Below are 19,579 nucleotides of genomic sequence, written 5' to 3' on the forward strand. Positions count from 1 at the left end.
GAAAGATAGCATTGACTAAAGAGGGCTCGATGTCCTTCTTTAGCTCCTGCTTCTGTAATTTGTAGAGATCACTTAACCAGCTAATGACGACCGCCCCTTTTCAAAATCAGTGATCTTCCTAATTATAGTTTTTTTGGTTTTTTGGTGAGGTTGTAATTATCTTCGATGCCACTCTAACAGTCAAGTCCAGAATATAATATGATGATTAAAACAAAGTGAATTACTGTGTTTTTGAAGCAGGAAAATATACACATATCTTGAATACAAACTACAAAGAAGGAGGATGACAATGTCATACAAAGAAAATGAATTGCGTTCGTCATTAATCTTAGCAGTTCCAATCATTTTAAACAGGCATTATCATTCCATGACTATGAAAAACATCGAATTCTCCTGGTTTGTAGAGACGCATAAGGAATTGTTAGATTCATCATTCAGTACGATATTAATGAGTATGGTAGAAGCCATGTTTTTTGATTCTTTTGGTTACGATCAATACTTAAACCTGCTAGAAAAAGAGGGGGCTGAGCAAGGGGTTTATACTGCAGAAATATTCGGTGATCATTTTGATATTTTACTTGATATGAGCAAGGATTTAAATTTAACCGCTCAGAATATTATGTTTAAGATCATTGAAGAGTTTGTAGATGATTCCGCGATCCGATTGTTTTTTTATAATCGTTTAATGGAATGCAACTGGACCCGTTTTACTGGCTTTGCACAAGGTTATTTGTCTAATAAAAATCAACAGATTGACAATTTACATGAACAAAAAATTGCTGTTATGGGACAAATGGCAGCAGGAATGGCGCATGAAATAAGAAATCCGCTAGCTTCGATTAAAGGTTTTGCTCAGCTTGTAAATATCAGGCTAAATGAGCCGGAGATCAAAGCGGATGAATTGCGTGCATATCTGGATATCACCATCAAAGAGATTGATGCTCTGAATGGATTAGTAACGGATTTTCTAATACTGGCTCGAAAAGGTGACAGTACGAAAAATAACGGCGTAGTATTTAACGTTATGGAGGTTATACATAGAGTTAATAACATTGTGAATCAACTCATACTTAGTGATGATATTATACTTTCAGTAGAGTGCTCTTTAGAAAAAGTACTAACGTTTGGAAGCGCCTCTCAGCTAGAGCAGGTAATTCTTAATATTTTGAAAAATAGTATCGATTCCTTCACAGCTTTTAGAGGCAGAATAGATATTTCTGTTACCACAGCTGCTGAGACAAACGAAATTATTCTACTCTTTAAAGACAACGGAGAAGGAATTTCACAGGATAAATTAAAACGGATATTTGACCCTTTCTTTACTACCAAGCAAAAAGGGACAGGGATTGGATTATCGATTTGTAAACAATTAATTGAAATGTATGGGGGGCATATTAAGGTAGATTCAGAGGTTCAGGTTGGAACTAGCGTGAGGGTTATTTTGCCTTGGGTTTATGATTATCATATTTGAGATGCTGCTGCAGCTAATGAATGAAGGAGCGACTTGCCAACAGGGAAGTTGCTTTTTTTGTTATGGTTCTACAAAAAATCAGGATGTGCGTAAGATCACAAAGCAATTATTGGATACGTTTATACTCAATATATCAATTAAATTTGAAATATATATTACATAAGCAATTGGAGGCTACTGGCATGGATCAATTTACTTTTACAGATATGAAAAAAATAAAGAGGAAAAATTTAGGCAATGTCGTACCTTTAGAGCTTTTCAGAACGATTAGACTTATTGGTTTATATCAAGCGTTACCCATGAATGGTAAGGGTACAACGTTGACTATAGGAAGAAAAATTGGGGAAGAATTTGGTGTTACCTCGGTTAATGAACTATTCGAGTTATTCGAACAATTGAAGATAGGGATTCCTATAATAACCCATGAAGATGACAAGGGGATGACGATTGCAGTACACGATTGTTTCTGCGAAGGTTTACCTATTATGGAAGGGAAAATGGTTTGTGACCTGGAGGGGGCCATTATCGAAGGAGCACTTACTAAAATTCGTGGGAAACGAGTTTCCGTCCGGGAAATAAAATGTAATGTTAATGGGGATGAATATTGCGAATATATCGTCAAATATTAAATTCATATATAAAAGCGAGTAAGCGACCTTTCAATTTTAAAAGGTCGTTTTTTTATGAAGAAGTTGTGATGTAATTAACATTCATTTAACATGGCTCTTATGCTGAAATGATATAACAGTTACAAATAGGTGAAAAGGTGGCTGTTAGATGAAACTTAGCAAAGAGGAAAAATCATGGATTTTATATGACTGCGGGAATTCAGCCTATTCGATGGCGGTTACAACTGCATTATTGCCTATTGTATTTGGCATGTTTTCAAATGTTAACAGCAGCATGGATTTAGGGTACTTTAACTCCATTGCTAGTATTCTTGTGGCTATCCTTAGTCCGATTTTAGGCACGATCGCAGATTACAAGGATAAGAAAAAGCGCTTTTTCTTATTTTTCTCTTTGATCGGTGTGCTGGCTACGGCTTCGTTGGCATTCGTTGCACCTGCGAGCGGGCAGTGGCAGTTATTGATTGTGTTTTACATCCTGTCCGTCATAGGTTTTGCTGGGGCCAATATTTTTTATGACTCTTTTCTTGTGGATATAACCACTGATGAAAGGATGGATAAGGTATCCACAAAAGGTTTTGCTTATGGATATATCGCCAGCGTCATTCCATTTGGCATCAGCCTGCTAATGATTCTGTTTATGGGGATGGATAAGTCGATCGGTTATCAGATTGGGTTTATCATTACTGCCCTTTGGTGGGGGCTGTTGACCATACCCATGATCAGAGATGTGAAGCAGAGATATTATATTGAGCCTGAACCAAGACCTGTAATCAACAGTTTTAAAAGACTGGGAGACACCTTTAGGAATGTTAGACAGCATAAAGTTGTATTTGTTTTCTTAATTGCGTACTTTCTTTATATTGATGGGGTAGATACGATTATTAAAATGGTGGTGCCCTATGCCACATCGGTTCTGGGTGCGGATGCTTTTGACACCTTTACCTTACTGGGGATATTATTAGTTATCCAGATCATCGCTTTTCCTTGTGCAATCCTGTATGGTAATCTCGCCAAAAAATACTCCGCCAGGACTTTGATCATCGTGGGGATTGTTACATATATCCTTTCCTGCATCGCAGCTTTTTTTATCACTTCTGTGTGGCATATATTTATTCTAGGTGCGCTAATTGGTTCCGCTCAGGGAGGCATTCAGGCGCTCAGCAGGTCTTATTATGCGAAGATCATTCCAAAGGAGAATTCCAATGAATTCTTTGGTTTTTACAATATTTTTGGCAAGTTCGCGGCCATTGTTGGTCCTGCTGTAATGTCTTTAACAACAACCTTAACAGGTAATGCTAAATTTAGTATTTTAGCGATTATCCCCCTTTTTATTATTGGATTATTCGTATTTATAACTTTACCTAAAGAGCAGCCTGAACATGACGAACCTAAGGGGCTTATTCTATGAAGTCAATTAAAGCACAAACGGCTATGGCCAAGCATTTGATCGTCATCTCTTACGATGCCTTTTCAGAAGACCACTGGGCATTGGCCAGCCGGCTTCCAAACTTAGCGGAATTAATTAAAAACGGAGCCCATAGCCATAAATTGAAAAGTGTGTATCCCACGCTCACATATGTAGTGCACACCACCATAGCAACCGGTGTATATCCGGATAAGCATGGCATCCATCACAACAATCCGTTTCAGCCCTTTATTAAGGAAGAGGAGCAGAATTGGTTCTGGTTTAGAAATGCGATCAAGGTGCCAACGATTTACGATGTTGCGCGCGAGCATAAGATGAGCACCGCCGGAATCCTATGGCCAGTATCGGGTAAATCCTCCATCCAATACAATATACCTGAAATCAGAGCCATCAAAAACGAAAATCAGGCACTGAAGATATTAAAAAGCGGAAGCCCCTTATACTGCGTGGATATGGAGCTGAAATATGGCCGGATCCGCAAAGGGATTGAGCAGCCCTATCTGGATGACTTCACGACCAAATGTGCTATAGACACGATTAAGCGCAAAAAACCTAATCTTCTAATGATGCATCTGATCGATCTGGATGATGCCAAACATGCTTATGGAACTGACAGTGACGAAGTGAAGCAGGTAATCACACGTATGGATAAAAGGGGAGGCGATATTATGCAGGCAGTGGATGAAGCGGGGATAAAGGATGATACGATTTTTTTAATTTTGGGGGACCATGGCCAGTTTAATGTTAGGTACAAGGTGCATTTAAACAACCTTTTGCAGGAAAAGGGCCTGATCTATGAAGAGAACGGCGAAATGAAGTGGAGAGCTTACTTTCAGTGTGGGGGTGGAGCGGCTTACTTGCATATCCGGCAGGGCGATGAAGAAGCTGAGCAATTAGCATTAGCTGTTATTGGAGATAATATGAGAGATGAATCCTCAGGTATAGAGAAATTGTATGCTAGAGATGAACTGGATTATTTTCATGTGGGCCAAACCACAAAGTATATGCTTGAGGCTAAGAGAGGTTATTGTTTCGACGAAAGTATGGATGAACCAACGATTGTTGATTTGGACAAACAAGGCGTTAAATTTGCCACGCATGGCTATTCTCCTGATAAAGACGGCTATAGATGCAACTTGGTTGTCTCCGGGGAAAAGATTAGAAATGGGCATCATATAGGGGACATCGAAATGGTAGATATAGCCCCCACGATGGCAAAGATTTTAGGGATTGATTTTAATCCAGGTGACGGAAGACCTTTAGAGGAAATTTTTATGGACTAAATTAAGCAATGTGAAACGGAGAAATTCAATGATTGAAACGCGAAAACAGAAATCAAATAAACTCAAGATATTCTCAAAAGTATTCATGATTATTATTGGGGCGCTAATAGCTGCCTATGGTCTAGAATCCGTATTGATACCCAACAACGTCTCAGATGGAGGTGTCACAGGTCTAAGCATCGTTGGCTCTGAACTGTTTGGCTTACCGCTAGGGCTGCTAATTGGCATAATTAATATCCCTTTTGTATGGCTAGGGTATAAGCAAATTGGTAAAAGCTTTGCTCTTTACTCCGTTATCGGTATTGCTTCACTGGCTATTGGCACTAGTCTTATGCATCATGTACCGACGATTATAGAAGGTGATACCTTATTAATTACCGTTGTTGGCGGGATTATTATCGGTTTTGGTATGGGTTTAGCCTTACGTAATGGTGGAGCATTAGATGGGATAGATATGTTAGCTGTCTTACTTTCACGAAAATTACCTTTTGGGACCAGTGATTTAATCTTATTTCTAAACATGTTTGTCTTTATTGTTGTTTCAACAGTATTTGGCCTACAAGGGGCTATTCTATCAGCGCTTGCTTATTTTATTGCTTCTAAGGTCATTCATATTATTGAAGAAGGTTTGAGTGGCTCTAAAACGTTTAAAATCATCACCATTCAACCGGAAATCATGGTCGAGACTATTCGTGACCGATTGGGTCGTGGAGCAACTTATACAGATGCTTATGGCGGCTACTCCAATGAACAATTCAAAGAAATTACTTGTGTCATTAACCGTCTGGAAGAAAGTAAAATAAAAGATATTATTCGTGAAATTGACCCGAATGCCTTTGTAGTAGTCTACGATGTTGCAGAAGTTAAGGGCGGCAGTTTCAAAAAGAAAAATATTCACTAACGACTATAAAACGTGTTGGAGAGAAGCTAATTATGCTCTTGCCAGCGCGTTTTTTTGTTTTCTTTGAAGGAGAGGAAAGGCTTGGTACAGATTTAATATAATTAAAGTTGGAATACCTACTCTAACAACATGCTTATACAATAGAATTAATAAGGTTGGAGAGGGGACATGGATATGGATGCTGTTCATAAAGAAAAGATCTTAATCAAAAATGAAAAGCTTATTAGCATGGTCATTGAACGGGCTAAGAGAGATTTTTCTGATGATATTGCAATTATTGGGCTTACAGGTTCTTTTAGTACTGGGGATTTTCATGAAAAAAGCGATCTTGATCTAATCATAATTAATAACACAGAGCAGGGCTGGGGAATATCTTCGTGTTTTATTTTGGATGATATTGGATACGATCTATATTGTACGCCATGGGAAACAAGGATAGAAGATCAAGCCAATCTCGAGAGTCCAATGATTTCATGTCTGGTGGATTTACAGGTGTTATACTGTGCAAAACCCGAATATTTGGAAAAGCTAAATTTATATAAACAGAGAGCACTCGATGCTCTGGCAATGCCTATAGGGAGAGAATGTATCAGTAGAGCGAAAAAGTGTATAGACATAGCAAAACAGGAATATGCGAATACATTACTTTCTGAAGATATAGGAGCAGTAAGGTATGCTTCAAGCGAAGTTTTATACAATTTATTAAATACGCTGACTCATTTGAACAATACTTATTTCAAACGGGGAATGAAAAGATATTTGGAGGAAATAGCTACGTACCGTTATGTTCCTGATGATTTTGAAATGACATATATGGCTGTGATAGAGGCGAAGACTATCGATGAAATCAGAAGTGCAGCATATAAGGCACTTAAAAACATCAATGATTTATATAATAAAATGTATAAGGATTTTGTAGTGCAGCCTGTCCCAAGCTATGATAATCTTGGCGGAACTTATGAGGAATTATGGTGCAGCTACCGCAATAAGATTATAGCAAGTGTAGAATCGGGTGATAGATCGTATGCGTATCTAGCAGCAATGGGCATACAAGGTTTTCTTGATGAAATGACAGAATGGAAGGGAACCAAAAAGTTTGATATCATGCAGTATTTTGATTCTGACCATCTTCAAGTCTTTAAAAATGAGTTTCTGAAGGTCATGGATGAATATCTGGAGGAATACAACAAGGTAGGCAGGAAAGTCGAACGATACAATACTTTCGAGCAATTATATAACGAATATATGAAGGTATAGAAAATAGCCCACTACCAATCTTTGGATTGGAGTGGGCTATTTTTTTATTTGACAAGAAAACTTGGCGTATTATAATAATGATGACAAGAAAACTTGTCATCATCTTTTCAATTTGAAAGGAGAAATTTTTATGAAAAAGGAAGAAATATTAGAAAAAAGCAGAAATGAAAAAGGAGACGAAGGAAAAGAATTTGTATTTGCTAAAGGCAGAAAAAGCGGATTCATTGGAATGTTGATTGTATTTTGCATTCTGAGTGTCTTCAATTTATATAATCATAGTCAGGAAACAAATTTTGCATTAAAAGCTATGATAGCTATGTTTTTTGGATATTTGGGCTTTGAAGGACTTGGAATGTATTCTGTAACTAAGAAGAAGATGGATTTACTCAAATTCATTTTAGGATTAATTATAAGTGTTTATTTTTTGTTTATTTACTTTTATGGAATGAGTGATTAGTATGAGTGAACATTTGGTTTTAAAAAATAAACTGCGCGAAGCAAGAACAGAACAAAAATTATCGCAAGCACAATTGGCAGAAATGGTGGGTGTCTCAAGAAATACTATAAGCTCGATTGAAACGGGGCAGTTTAACCCTACTGCAAAATTAGCTTTGATTTTATGTATTGCGTTGGATAAAAAATTCGAAGAATTATTTTATTTTGATTAAAATCAACAGAAGCTTTTCTAGGTTTAACTCTGGATGTCAGAAAAACAGCGATACTCCATCATTGGAGAATCGCTGTCTTGTCTTTCCGGTCGATTATAGCTAACTCAGGAATTTACAGGATTCTGTTCATCAGATTTGGGTGTAAAAGCTCTTCGAACAACCTTCGTTATTTCCATTAGGATGAGGGAGCCGAGGGCTAAGCCTGCTGCAATCAGCCACTCTGACATTCCAAATGTAGCCGGAATCGAGAAGATTTCTCTAACCCCTGGCAGTACCGCAATGCCGTAAAAGGCAAAGCAGACCAGAACGGCTCCGATGACGTATTTGTTGCTGAAAAGGCCAGCTTCAATAGCAGTTTGACTGTTCGAACGGGCGGCAAAGGTCTGCAACGTACGAGACAAGATCAGGGTTGTGAATGCCATAGCTACGCCCATATCAGGCGAATCCTGAAGTCCGATATACAGGGATATGATTACAGCTATACCTATGAGTAGACCACGAGTGACAATCGCCTGCATCATTCCTCCTGCGAATATTCCTTCCTTGAGCTCTCTTGGTTTTCTGTTCATCACATTAGGTTCAGGTTTTTCCATCCCGAGAGCAATGGCGGGCAGAGAATCATTCGCCAGATTGATGAATAGAAGCTGAATCGCTGTGAAGGGATTAATCCAGTTGAAAATAAGGGCAAAGAGGATGGCGATAATTGCACCCAGGTTACCTGAAAACAAATAGGCGATCGCTTTTTTGATATTGTCAAATACCGTTCTGCCCACAGATACAGCATTGACAATAGATACAAAATTATCATCGGTCAAAATCATGGCAGCCGCATCTTTGGCAACATCGGTTCCACTGCCCATGGCAACTCCGATATCTGCTTGTTTCAAAGCAGGCGCGTCATTTACACCATCACCGGTCATGGCTGTTATTTTGCCTTTCCGCTGCCACGCGCGGACAATTCTGATCTTGTTCTCCGGGGAGACACGGGCGTACACACCAATCTGTTCGAGTTTTTGATCAAGTTCCTTGTCAGACATGGCATCGAGTTCTTGGCCGGTTACGGCAATTTCATTCTCAGTCATCAGACCGATATCGCGGCCGATCGCTTGTGCGGTCGTCTTATGATCACCGGTAATCATGATGGTTCGGATGCCAGCCTTCTGAGACTCTGCGATCGCGCCGTAGACAGCTTCCCGAGGTGGATCAATCATAGCTGTCAAACCTACGAGCACCAGATTTTGTTCATCCTCCAATCCGACTTCAGTAACCGTATTTGGTACGGTTTTGTAGGCATAAGCAAGTACACGTAGTGCTCTGCTGGAGAACTCCTCATTGGCTTCGAAGAAGTGTTCAAGAACTTCTGGTGTCATCGGCACTTCTTTTCCACTTAACAGTACATGCGAGCATAGACCAAAGAGCACATCGGGTCCACCTTTAGTAATCATTGCTTTTTGCCCGTTAAAAGTATGCAAGGTCGTCATCAGCTTGCGATCCGAGTCAAAAGGTAGCTCGGCTTCGCGCGGGAAATTATCGCGTATTTCCTTATAATCTTTATTCTTGCTGTTGCTGAAGGCAATAAGTGCTACCTCTGTAGGATCACCCAGCTCTTTACCATCCTCATTAATGTTAGAGTCGTTGCAGAGCACAGCAATATGCAGGAGCCGCCGGGCTTCTTCAGACCATTCTTCAGGCGCTTGATTGAATTGATCACGGTCCCCTTCTGGCAAAAAGTAATCTACAACAGTCATTTTATTCTGGGTGAGGGTACCTGTTTTATCTGTACAGATGACACTGGTTGACCCAAGGGCTTCGACAGCGGGCAGCTTACGAATAATCGCATGTTGCTTAGCCATCTTATTAGTACCTACGGATAGGACAATGGTTACTATTGAGGAAAGAGCTTCGGGAATCGCAGCAACCGCCACAGCGACTGCAAACATTAACGCATTCAGGATAGCTTCTGTTGTATCCACAGTATCATTCGACAACCAAACACGTCCGGCCTGGATGGTAAAGATTACAATGGACAGTAGTATAATTGCTACCCCCAGCTGCTTGCTGAATGTTTCGAGCTTGCGCTGCAGCGGCGTTTGCTTGGCTTCGGCGCTTTCAATGAGTTCAGCAATTTTACCGATTTCGGTAGTGAGTGCAGTTCCCGTTACTACCAGGCTTCCGCGGCCATATACAACTAGTGAACCGCTGAACGCCATATTACGCCGGTCTCCAAGCGGAGATTCTTTCGCGATGATATTCGTATGCTTTTCCACAGCTTCGGATTCTCCGGTTAGCATACCCTCATTTATTTTTAAGCTTTCCGATTCTATAATCCGGCCATCGGCGGGTACGAAATCGCCGGCTTCCAGCCATACGATATCACCGCGAACAAGTTCCCTTGCCGGGACGGTTTTTAATTCTCCATCACGCAGCACTTTGGCCTCGGGTGCTGACATCTGCTGCAAGGCATCAAGTGAACTCTCCGCTTTACGGGTCTGGATGACACTTATAACTGCATTGAGAATCAACACGAGGAAAATAATAAGCGACTCCATAACTTGTCCCATAACAATCTGGACAATGGCCGCTATAAGCAGTACGACTACCATAGGGTCTTTGAAGTTTTCAAGAAAAAGCTTCCAAACAGGATCTTTTTTCTTTCCTTTTAATTCGTTAAAACCATAGTCTTTCAGACGTTTGTCGACTTCTGCCGAAGTAAGCCCGTTAGCTGAACTCTGAACATCCTGTAAACTGTCGGCTACATTGTTGCGGTAATATTCCACTAATGATAGCTCCTCTCTGCTGTGCTGTGTCTTTGTTCTTAAAAATTACGGTTCAACCGGGGACAAGTTTCAAAATATCGAGCTGCCGAAACTGTTTTCACATGAAAAATATATGTAAATCTGGTTTCTTCATTATGTTTTTGGCTCACCGAGCACAAGTTTACTATGGGCGCTTTATTTATTATCCTATTTATGAATCGAGTTTATCCCCACTTTGAAGAGTTAAATAAAACTCATAAAGAGCTGAGGCTACGCATTAAAATAACAAAACAAGACCCGTCTGATGACAGGTCTTATTTGTCTGCACTTTCCTATTTTTTAGCGCCCGAATTAGCCGATTCCTGCAATTGCCCTGACTCACGGTGCTTCCGACTCATGAATACCAAAGACAATGCAATTACCGTGAGGATAACCCCAAGGACTTTAAATCCCTCGAAGCTAAACTTACCTCCCATTATGATACCTATTAACAATGAAGAGAGAATGGTTCCCAGGTATCTCGATGTATTAAATAATCCGGAGGCTACACCGATTATTTCTTTTGGAGAACTTTGGAACAAGGCTGCTTGCAGGCCGACATTGTTCAATCCGTTGCTAATACCGAATGCAGCTAAAGCCACACATACACTGATAACTGGTGAAGTCTGATTTAAGGTCACAAGCCACACTGATCCCAATGTCATCAGGACCCCGGACACTAGCAATGCTGGCCGGGGGCCTGATCTATCGATCCAGCGTCCTGCTATTGGAGCAGTAATCAGTGAGCATAATCCCAGCGTTAGCATGAGAATTCCTGTTTGGAATTCACTGACATGACGTACCATTTGCAAGTAGGATGGGATCCCGAAAAAGAGTGAGTAAAAAAGTACATTAACGAGCATGAATTCAACATTAACCCAAGTCATTGCCGGGTATTTGGCAAATGTACGTAAAGGAATAAAGGGTGATGCCGCTGTTAGCTCATGCCGGACGAATACTCCTAGCAGAACGAGTCCTGTTAGCAAGGTAATGACATGTATTAATGAGATATGTCCGGATGATTTTGCTGAAAGCAATCCAAGGAGGACGGCAATCAGCCCCACAGTGAAGAGCAGGATTCCTGACGTATCAATCAAATCAAACCATTTGCGCAGGGACATTCCCCGGGTAACGGTTGTTGACGGTTCGTCCTTGGGGATATGCCTCCAAGATAATAAAAAGCTAGCCACCACGAATGGAATATTGACGAAAAAGATAGCTGGCCAGTCCCACCAGTGAATAATAACCCCGCCAATAAAGGGACCAATTGCTGCCGCGCCGGATAGGAAGATGGATAAAACAGATAGTGCGGTCGCTTGTTTCTCCGTAATATGAATCCGCACAATGGCCATTCCAACGGCAACCATCATGCTAGTTCCAATGGCTTGCACAATACGGAACACGATGAGACAGCCAAAGTTTGGGGAGAAAGGAGCAAATAAACCTGCAATGAAGGATACGACAAGCCCGGTAAGAAATATTTTCCTCCGGCCGAATAAATCGCTGGCCTTTCCCATGACAGGTTGAGCGATGCTACTTGCAATGTAAAAAGAAAAAATAATCCAGGAAACACCTGTATAGTCAAGCTGGAATACATTTTGTAGCCTTGGAATAGCCACAGCCACCATCGAAGAATTTAAAGGGTTCAATAAAATCCCCAGACCTACTGAAATCATTAACCACCTGTTGCGAACACTCATTTTAAATCCCCCTAAAGCTTATTAATGTCATCGTACTTGAAATCGATTATTCATTCCAACGCATTTTATGTTATGATCTCATTGACTAGAGGGAATGAACGGAGGTGCGAATTGGAACTTTTGCAACTGCAATATTTTCTCGCGGTAGCTCGGTTGGAACATATGACTGAAGCTGCACGAAATCTACACGTTACTCAATCTTCACTAAGCAAAACGATTCAGCGTTTGGAGGAGGATCTGGGGGTACCTTTATTCGATCGGGTAGGAAGAAAGCTGCGACTGAATGAGTCCGGAAGCCGGTTCCTTCGCCGGACTGAAAGGGCATTGTTTGAATTGGAGCAGGGAAAACAGGAGCTTAGCGATTTATCAAGTCCTGAACATGGCACACTCGAATTAGCGGTGACGACGGCAAGCACATTACCCAATATCCTGCGAGAGTTTCGGAAAAAGCGGCCTGATATTCAATACCATGTACAAATGCTGACCACGCAGGAAATGGTTACACTTCTTAATAGAGGAGAGGTTGATTATTGCTTATCCTCACCTCCAATAAAAGGGGATGACATCGAATGTCAAATCGTCTTTATCGATCCAATTCTTGTGGCTGTTCCAAAGGGGCATCGGCTGGCCAATCGAAGCAGCGTAACTTTGATAGAGCTAAGGGATGAGTGGTTTGTTGGGGTAAAGAGTGGCTATGGTACTCGCGATTTAATAGACTCTGTATGCAAATCAGTTGGATTTGTGCCTAAATATGTGTATGAGGGAGATGAACCTGCAAGGCTTAGCACTCTTGTGGAAGCTGAAATTGGTTTAGCTTTCATACCAAGCACGGCACGGAATTCACGGGAAGATATCCAATACCTCCAAGTAGAGAATCACGAATTGGAAAGGGAGATAGCTTTATTGTGGCACAGGAGCCGGTACATTTCGCAGGCCGCTTTGGAATTTCGGGAGGTAGTTGTAGAATATTTTGGAGCGTTATCCAAACAGACCATTTAATTATGCGGCAGAACAACTAACAAACCAATTCCCCGTTACCTTCCGTTACGTTCAACGGTCCGTAAGTGGGGTTTTCTTTTTGGGTTAAATTTGTAGAATCTTTAATCATACCTATGTTTTCCTATAATTATGGGGGGTAACACCTTTAATATTAGCGTAGTAGTGCGTAGCAGCGAGGCTGTAAAATAGTGTGAGTAGACATGAAAGCGTTTACATATAAGGAGGGGATCTGTAAGTAAAAAGATTCATTTGTGATGATGTTCTACTGCTCTTCGGGATGATTGTACCACTGTTGAAATTAAGGATTTAGCAGGTAAGGAAATTAGCGTGGGAATATAGGGCTGGTGCTAATAAGGTAGGTCATTAACTGATTTTTATGAAAATCACTAGAGGAGGAATGCATTAAATGAGTAGAATGCTTAAACAAGTAATCTCGATCTTACTCGCAGCTGCCTTGCTTATTCCGACAAGCTGGATCGCTCCGGTTACTGAAGCTGCGGCGCAGGATACGACAGTATCATCAGATAGGGTAACGGTATATCATGAAACTTTTGCGAGTGGCAAGGGGATTGCAGCTCAAGCAGGCAGTGCTAGCCTTACACCTGTGAATGATAAAGTTTTTACTGGCAATGCTGACGGCGCAGCTTTATATGTAAGCAACAGAGCGAATAACTGGGACGCGGCTGATTTTAAATTCAGCGATATGGGCCTAGAGAACGGCAAAACCTACACGGTGACTGCATCAGTCTATGTGGATGCTAATGCGACTATACCTAGCGGTGCCCAAGCTTATCTTCAAGCGATAGGCAGCTATGCTCTTTTGGCAAATGTGAATTATGAAGCAGGTCAAGCGGTCACCTTGACGAAAGAATTTACCGTGGATACGGACAAAGATACAACACTGCGTGTTCAATCCAACGATGACGGGAAAACGGTTCCGTTCTACATTGGTGAGCTTCTCATTACAGCAAAAAAAGCAGTGACGGAAACGGATAAAGAAATCTATCACGAAACTTTTGTGAGTGGCAAAGGTTTAGCCTCACAATCAGGCAGCGCTAACCTAACCCCTGTCACCGGAAAGGTTTTTGCGGGCAATGCTGACGGGGCAGCTTTATATGTAAGCAATAGAGCGAATAACTGGGACGCGGCTGATTTTAAATTCAGCGACATGGGCCTAGAGAACGGCAAAACCTACACGGTAACTGCATCCGTTTATGTAGACGCTGATGTGATTGTACCTAGCGGTGCCCAAGCTTATCTTCAAGCGATAGGCAGCTACGCTCTTTTGGCAAATGTGAATTATGAAGCAGGTCAAGCGGTCACCTTGACGAAAGAATTTACCGTGGATACGGACAAAGATACAACACTGCGTGTTCAATCCAACGATGACGGGAAAACGGTTCCGTTCTACATTGGGGATGTATTGGTCACAGAAAAGGTGGCTACCGTAGAGCCAACTCCAACACCAGAAACACCTAGAGACCCAGCTTTACCTTTTACCACTGTTACTTTTGAGGATCAAACGCCAGGTGGTTTTGAAGGCAGGGCAGGTACAGAAACGCTTACGGTTACTAATGAAGCGAATCATACGGATGATGGTTCATACGCTTTGAAGGTTGAGGGAAGAACCAGTACATGGCATGGGCCGACATTACGTGTGGAGAAGTATGTGGACAAAGGCTACGAATATAAAATTTCGTTATGGGTCAAGCTGATCCAGCCTGCAAGCTCGCAGCTCCAGCTGTCCACGCAGGTTGGCAATGGCAGCAGCGCCAATTATGTGCAGCTCGCACCTAAAACCATCAGTGCAAGCGATGGCTGGATTCAGTTTGAGGGGTCCTACCGTTATAACAATGTAAGCAGTGAGTATTTGACCATTTATGTGGAAAGCTCCAGTAATAGCACGGCCTCTTTTTATATTGATGATATTAATTTTGAAAAGGTAGGCTCTGGCCCGGTAGATATCGAAAAAGATCTTATACCGATTAAGGATGCTTATCAGAATGACTTTCTGATCGGAAATGCGATAACCGCTGAGGATCTGGAAGGTGTCAGACTTGAGCTTTTGAAAATGCATCACAATGTTGCTACGGCAGGTAATGCCATGAAGCCGGACGCGTTGCAGCCTACTAAGGACAACTTCACGTTTACCGCGGCAGATACAATTGTAGATAAAGTACTGGCTGAGGGCATGCAGATGCATGGACATGTGTTGGTATGGCATCAACAATCGCCTGCATGGCTGAATACAACAACAGACGCAGCTAACAACACAATCCCCTTGGGACGGGATGAAGCTCTTGTGAATTTGCAGACCCATATCCAAACCGTTATGGAGCATTTTGGTGACAAGGTGATCTCTTGGGATGTTGTAAACGAGGCGATGAGCGATAATCCATCCAACCCAACAGATTGGAAAACAGCGCTGCGATCCGCCCCATGGAAAAGTGCCATTGGAGCAGATTACGTAGAGCAAGCCTTCCTGGCGGCAAGAGAAGTATTGGACGCGCATCCAGATTGGGATATTAAGCTCTATTACAACGATTATAACGAAGATAATCAGAATAAAGCGCAAGCCATCTACAGTATGGTCAAAGAAATCAATGATAGGTACGCGCTGACTCACCCTGGCAAATTGCTTATCGACGGTGTTGGCATGCAGGGGCACTACAGCATTAATACGAACCCAGAGAATGTGAAGCTTTCCTTGGAAAAGTTCATTTCCTTGGGTGTCGAAGTAAGCATAACTGAGCTGGACATTCAGGCCGGAACCAACTATCAGCTCTCTGAAAAGCTTGCTAATGCGCAGGGTTATCTATATGCGCAGTTGTTAAATATCTTCAGGGATCATGCTGATTCTATCAAACGTGTTACCTTCTGGGGAATGGATGATAACACAAGCTGGAGAGCTTCATCCAATCCGTTGTTATTCGATAAAAATCTGCAAGCCAAGGCAGCTTACTATGGCGTTATCGATCCTGATACCTTCATTGAAGAGCATGAGCCTGAATCAGTAGAAGCCAATCAATCTACTGCTAAATTTGCTGCACCTGTTATAGACGGAACAGTTGACGAGATCTGGAGCCAGACCGCTGAGATTCCGGTCAATCGGTATCAAACCGCTTGGCAAGGAGCGAGTGGAGTGGCAAAAGCACTCTGGGATGATCAAAATTTATATGTCCTGATCCAGGTGAGTGATACACAGCTTGATAAGAGCAGTGTGAATGCACATGAACAGGATTCGGTCGAAATCTTCGTGGACCAAAATAATGGGAAAACGACGTTCTATCAAGATGATGACGGCCAGTACAGAATCAATTTTGACAACGAGACTTCATTTAATCCTTTAAGTATCGCAGCCGGTTTTGAATCGGCAACCCAGATTTCCGGAACAAACTATACGGTTGAAGTGAAGATTCCACTTCAAGGGATCACTCCGGACAACGATAAAAAGCTTGGTTTTGATGTACAGATCAACGATGCTAAAGAGGGCTCACGTCAAAGTGTCGCGGCTTGGAATGATACGAGTGGAACTGGGTATATGGACACATCCGTTTATGGTGTGCTTACTCTAAAGGGTAAATCTACGGGTCCGGAACCCACTCCAACGCCGACAACAGCACCGACACCGACACCAACGAGCCCAACCGATCCAACCGATCCAACAAACCCGACGGAACCATCGGCAACCCCGACACCTGTTCCAACAGCGACGCCAGCACCAACAAATGCACCAACGGGTAGCAGTAACTCGGGAAATGTAGTATCAACTCCACAGCCTGGAGCCATTACAAACAAAGATGGTGTTGTTACGATTAAACTGGAGGTAAAGTCCGACAACGGGCGTGCTATAGGTACCATCTCCAGCGACAACATGAAAAAAGCGCTTGAGCAGGCTACTGTAGCGGCAAACGGCAAGAAACAAATTATCATTGAAGTGCCAAAGCAAACGGACGCGAAAGGGTATGATATACAATTACCGACCCAAAGCCTAACGGGGAAAGAAAACTTTGAACTATGGCTTAAGACGGAAAATGCCACAATTCAAATTCCAAGCAATATGCTGTCTAACGTAACAGACAATGCTGAGCAAGTATCTATACGAATAAGTAAAGTCACCACGGACAGCTTGGAAGCAGCTACCCGCAATATGATTGGCAACCGTCCAATTATCGGTCTAAGCGTAGTAGCAGGTGACAAAGTTATTCCTTGGAATAACCCTAAAGCACCTGTAACGGTAGCCATTCCTTACGTGCCGACAGCGGAGGAGCTAAGCCATCCAGAGCTTATAGTCGTTTGGTACATCGATGGCAAAGGCAACGTACTGCCGGTTCCGAGCAGTCGATATGATGCTGCAACCCAAACGGTTGTCTTTCAAACAACCCACTTCAGCACTTATGCAGTAACCTTCGTAAAGAAAAACTTCGGAGATCTGCAGAATCTTTCTTGGGCCAAACAAGCTATAGACGTTATGGCGGCTCGCGATATCATCAAAGGAACGTCCACGAACAGCTTTTCACCTGCAGATTCAATCAAACGAGCGGATTTCATTACTCTCCTCGTAAGAGCGCTTGAACTGAAGGGAACGGGCAAAAGTGCAATAATGTTCAGCGATGTCCAAAAGACAGACTACTATTATGATGAACTGGTCATCGCGAAGGAATTGGGAATTGCTACAGGTTTTAAAGATGATACGTTTAGACCCAATAGCAATATCTCCAGACAAGATATGATGGTGCTGACAGCACGAGCGCTGGCGGCAGCCGGTAAGCAAGTTAAGGCGAGCGGCGTTGTAGCTGCTGCTTATCTTGATGAAGCAAGTATTTCCAGCTACGCAAAAGACAGCGCATCATTGTTGATCCAATCCGGAGTCGTAAACGGAAAGAATAATAGAATTGCGCCGAACGATACGCTTACCCGTGCTGAAGCGGCAGTCATTCTGTACCGTATCTGGAAGCTGTAGTCCCTGTAGTAGAGAAAAGAAGTCTGAATTGGCTCGTAGCAATATTTATTCTGAAGAGCGGAAATACGTGTATATTCATCCCTTTGCGTTCTTCTGTTTCAAGAATCGCTGCTCCTCTCCCTGCGGAGAGGAGCAGCGATTCTTTCTATGTGTGATCCGTTAAATTGGAGCTGAAACGGAAAAAAATGTCACGAAACAGAAATCTACCTTTTTCAGATATTATCAGACTCTACTGACAAGGTCATAGTTATTAAGGCTTACCAAAACATCGGCCATTTTGAGGCGAAATGTGGCGTTGGGCAATGGAAATGTGTCTTTTTTAAGTATTCACAAATAAAGAACGAATATCCTACCATTCCAATATTTACAAAATTCGATATAAAGTGATATAATTTTTTAGATTCATATACATAAACATGAAAGAAGAGTGTAAGATGCTAAAGGTAACAAGCAAAAAAGTCATGTCAATTATTACAGTTAGCTCAATGCTGTTGGCTGTGGGTGCAGTCGCTTACGCAGACACGACATTGAAGAAGATTTCTGCATATCAGAATGCGGCCATCAGTATTGAAGTGGATAATCAGAAAGTGAACCTGTCAAGTAGTGAAGGAACAATGTACCCAATTATCTATGAGGGACATAGCTATGTATCCGCCAAGGCTGTATCTGAAGCACTGGGGGCAACTGTGAAATGGGACAACAGTCGTCAAGCTGTTGTGATCACATCGGCGAACGGCGGAACATCAACATCCGTTGTCCCGGATAAGGACAATACAGTTGCACAAGCCACTGCGAAGCCAGCAACAGTATCTACTCCGTCTGCAACCGAGTCTACTCCGCAGCCAACACCAAAGCCTGCGGCATCATCTTCCGCTACGACTTCCAGTAACAGCGGCGCTTCGTTTGCAGATGCAGTGAAGTTGGGTACTTCTTTTACTTATACGGACCTTGATAACAATTATAGTCCTAAGGGTGATTCAACATCTGTTCAATATTCTTTCACTATCAATAAGGTTACGCCGACTACTCTCGGACAATTACATGCGCTTGGGTATGAGGAACATGTCACTGATCCCGATGTAGCTGTAGATTATGTCCTGCTTGATGTAACGCTTAAGGTGAAAAACGCCACTCTTGTAAAAGGTAGTCAGGACCAAGGGCGGAAGTTCCTTTCAAGTTTTACACCTACCATTTGGGGGGTAGAAACATCCAGTGGACAGTACTATATTGGTGGCTCTAGTGACTATTTTGAGGGATCTCTCGGAGAAAATATCGAAAAGTTGTTGGCTGATTTTCCTGAAGTCACCCCAAGTAAACCGGGTTCTTTTGACGCTTCGGGTAAAGTTGTTCTGCCAATAATCAAAGGCAAGGAGAACAACCTTGTTCTTTATAGAAATGATAGTAAGCTGGAGTCCGACAAAAGATCCATCTATTTTAAACTGAAATAGTTAGGCAAGTTAGCAGATGGTTTGGTCGCTAATTGCTGT

13 protein-coding genes are annotated in these 19,579 nt (G+C 42.1%); 11 read left to right on the forward strand and 2 right to left on the reverse strand.

What is annotated here, in order from left to right; all coding sequences use genetic code 11:
• Nucleotides 1-289 precede the first annotated feature (289 nt).
• The 8 genes from NST40_RS07215 to NST40_RS07250 all read left to right on the forward strand — a co-directional run bounded on the left by NST40_RS07215 (nucleotide 290) and on the right by NST40_RS07250 (nucleotide 7,635).
• Complete coding sequence (locus tag NST40_RS07215) at nucleotides 290-1,471, forward strand: ATP-binding protein (RefSeq protein ID WP_076276574.1); 1,182 nt, start codon at nucleotides 290-292, stop codon at nucleotides 1,469-1,471.
• A gap of 182 nt (nucleotides 1,472-1,653) precedes the next feature.
• Nucleotides 1,654-2,100 (forward strand): V4R domain-containing protein, encoded by a 447-nt coding sequence (locus NST40_RS07220; protein WP_076185335.1) that lies wholly within the window; start codon nucleotides 1,654-1,656, stop codon nucleotides 2,098-2,100.
• A 148-nt stretch (nucleotides 2,101-2,248) separates the two neighbouring features.
• Complete coding sequence (locus NST40_RS07225; RefSeq protein WP_076219424.1) at nucleotides 2,249-3,508, forward strand: MFS transporter; 1,260 nt, start codon at nucleotides 2,249-2,251, stop codon at nucleotides 3,506-3,508.
• On the forward strand, nucleotides 3,505-4,809 hold the full coding sequence (locus NST40_RS07230) for an ectonucleotide pyrophosphatase/phosphodiesterase (protein ID WP_076276573.1): 1,305 nt from the start codon (nucleotides 3,505-3,507) through the stop codon (nucleotides 4,807-4,809). Before NST40_RS07225 ends, NST40_RS07230 begins: the two co-directional genes overlap by 4 nt.
• A 28-nt stretch (nucleotides 4,810-4,837) precedes the next feature.
• Nucleotides 4,838-5,710 (forward strand): YitT family protein, encoded by an 873-nt coding sequence (locus tag NST40_RS07235; RefSeq protein WP_036675789.1) that lies wholly within the window; start codon nucleotides 4,838-4,840, stop codon nucleotides 5,708-5,710.
• A 168-nt stretch (nucleotides 5,711-5,878) separates the two neighbouring features.
• On the forward strand, nucleotides 5,879-6,967 hold the full coding sequence (locus tag NST40_RS07240; protein ID WP_256718974.1) for a nucleotidyltransferase domain-containing protein: 1,089 nt from the start codon (nucleotides 5,879-5,881) through the stop codon (nucleotides 6,965-6,967).
• Nucleotides 6,968-7,097: 130 nt separating this feature from the next.
• Entirely contained in the window at nucleotides 7,098-7,424 is a 327-nt protein-coding gene (locus NST40_RS07245) for a DUF6442 family protein (RefSeq protein WP_076185332.1), read from the forward strand.
• A 1-nt stretch (nucleotide 7,425) separates the two neighbouring features.
• Nucleotides 7,426-7,635 (forward strand): helix-turn-helix transcriptional regulator, encoded by a 210-nt coding sequence (locus tag NST40_RS07250; protein ID WP_076125269.1) that lies wholly within the window; start codon nucleotides 7,426-7,428, stop codon nucleotides 7,633-7,635.
• 104 nt (nucleotides 7,636-7,739) lie between these two features.
• Here the strand turns inward: NST40_RS07250 and NST40_RS07255 are convergent, their stop codons facing one another.
• The gene (locus NST40_RS07255; protein WP_076276572.1) at nucleotides 7,740-10,412 is read right to left on the reverse strand and encodes a cation-translocating P-type ATPase; all 2,673 of its coding nucleotides are present in this window, start codon (nucleotides 10,410-10,412) and stop codon (nucleotides 7,740-7,742) included.
• 311 nt (nucleotides 10,413-10,723) lie between these two features.
• Nucleotides 10,724-12,130 (reverse strand): MFS transporter, encoded by a 1,407-nt coding sequence (locus NST40_RS07260; protein ID WP_076276571.1) that lies wholly within the window; start codon nucleotides 12,128-12,130, stop codon nucleotides 10,724-10,726.
• Between the two features lie 111 nt (nucleotides 12,131-12,241).
• Between NST40_RS07260 and NST40_RS07265 the strand changes: the two genes are divergently transcribed.
• The 3 genes from NST40_RS07265 to NST40_RS07275 all read left to right on the forward strand — a co-directional run bounded on the left by NST40_RS07265 (nucleotide 12,242) and on the right by NST40_RS07275 (nucleotide 19,540).
• The gene (locus NST40_RS07265) at nucleotides 12,242-13,129 is read left to right on the forward strand and encodes a LysR family transcriptional regulator (protein WP_076276570.1); all 888 of its coding nucleotides are present in this window, start codon (nucleotides 12,242-12,244) and stop codon (nucleotides 13,127-13,129) included.
• A 406-nt stretch (nucleotides 13,130-13,535) separates the two neighbouring features.
• The gene (locus NST40_RS07270; protein WP_342410549.1) at nucleotides 13,536-18,092 is read left to right on the forward strand and encodes an endo-1,4-beta-xylanase; all 4,557 of its coding nucleotides are present in this window, start codon (nucleotides 13,536-13,538) and stop codon (nucleotides 18,090-18,092) included.
• 434 nt (nucleotides 18,093-18,526) lie between these two features.
• Entirely contained in the window at nucleotides 18,527-19,540 is a 1,014-nt protein-coding gene (locus tag NST40_RS07275) for a stalk domain-containing protein (protein WP_076220700.1), read from the forward strand.
• Nucleotides 19,541-19,579: the final 39 nt, after the last annotated feature.

It is taken from the genome of Paenibacillus sp. FSL R10-2778 (assembly GCF_038593035.1).
In the GTDB taxonomy this organism is placed as follows: Bacteria; Bacillota; Bacilli; order Paenibacillales; family Paenibacillaceae; genus Paenibacillus_AQ; species Paenibacillus_AQ odorifer.

Excerpts from the sequence above, each read along its gene's own strand:
- NST40_RS07215 (WP_076276574.1), top strand. The coding sequence starts at position 290 with ATGTCATACAAAGAAAATGAATTGCGTTCGTCATTAATCTTAGCAGTT.
- NST40_RS07220 (WP_076185335.1), top strand. The coding sequence starts at position 1,654 with ATGGATCAATTTACTTTTACAGATATGAAAAAAATAAAGAGGAAAAAT.
- NST40_RS07225 (WP_076219424.1), top strand. The coding sequence starts at position 2,249 with ATGAAACTTAGCAAAGAGGAAAAATCATGGATTTTATATGACTGCGGG.
- NST40_RS07230 (WP_076276573.1), top strand. The coding sequence starts at position 3,505 with ATGAAGTCAATTAAAGCACAAACGGCTATGGCCAAGCATTTGATCGTC.
- NST40_RS07235 (WP_036675789.1), top strand. The coding sequence starts at position 4,838 with ATGATTGAAACGCGAAAACAGAAATCAAATAAACTCAAGATATTCTCA.
- NST40_RS07240 (WP_256718974.1), top strand. The coding sequence starts at position 5,879 with ATGGATATGGATGCTGTTCATAAAGAAAAGATCTTAATCAAAAATGAA.
- NST40_RS07245 (WP_076185332.1), top strand. The coding sequence starts at position 7,098 with ATGAAAAAGGAAGAAATATTAGAAAAAAGCAGAAATGAAAAAGGAGAC.
- NST40_RS07250 (WP_076125269.1), top strand. The coding sequence starts at position 7,426 with ATGAGTGAACATTTGGTTTTAAAAAATAAACTGCGCGAAGCAAGAACA.
- NST40_RS07260 (WP_076276571.1), bottom strand. The coding sequence starts at position 12,130 with ATGAGTGTTCGCAACAGGTGGTTAATGATTTCAGTAGGTCTGGGGATT.
- NST40_RS07270 (WP_342410549.1), top strand. The coding sequence starts at position 13,536 with ATGAGTAGAATGCTTAAACAAGTAATCTCGATCTTACTCGCAGCTGCC.
- NST40_RS07275 (WP_076220700.1), top strand. The coding sequence starts at position 18,527 with ATGCTAAAGGTAACAAGCAAAAAAGTCATGTCAATTATTACAGTTAGC.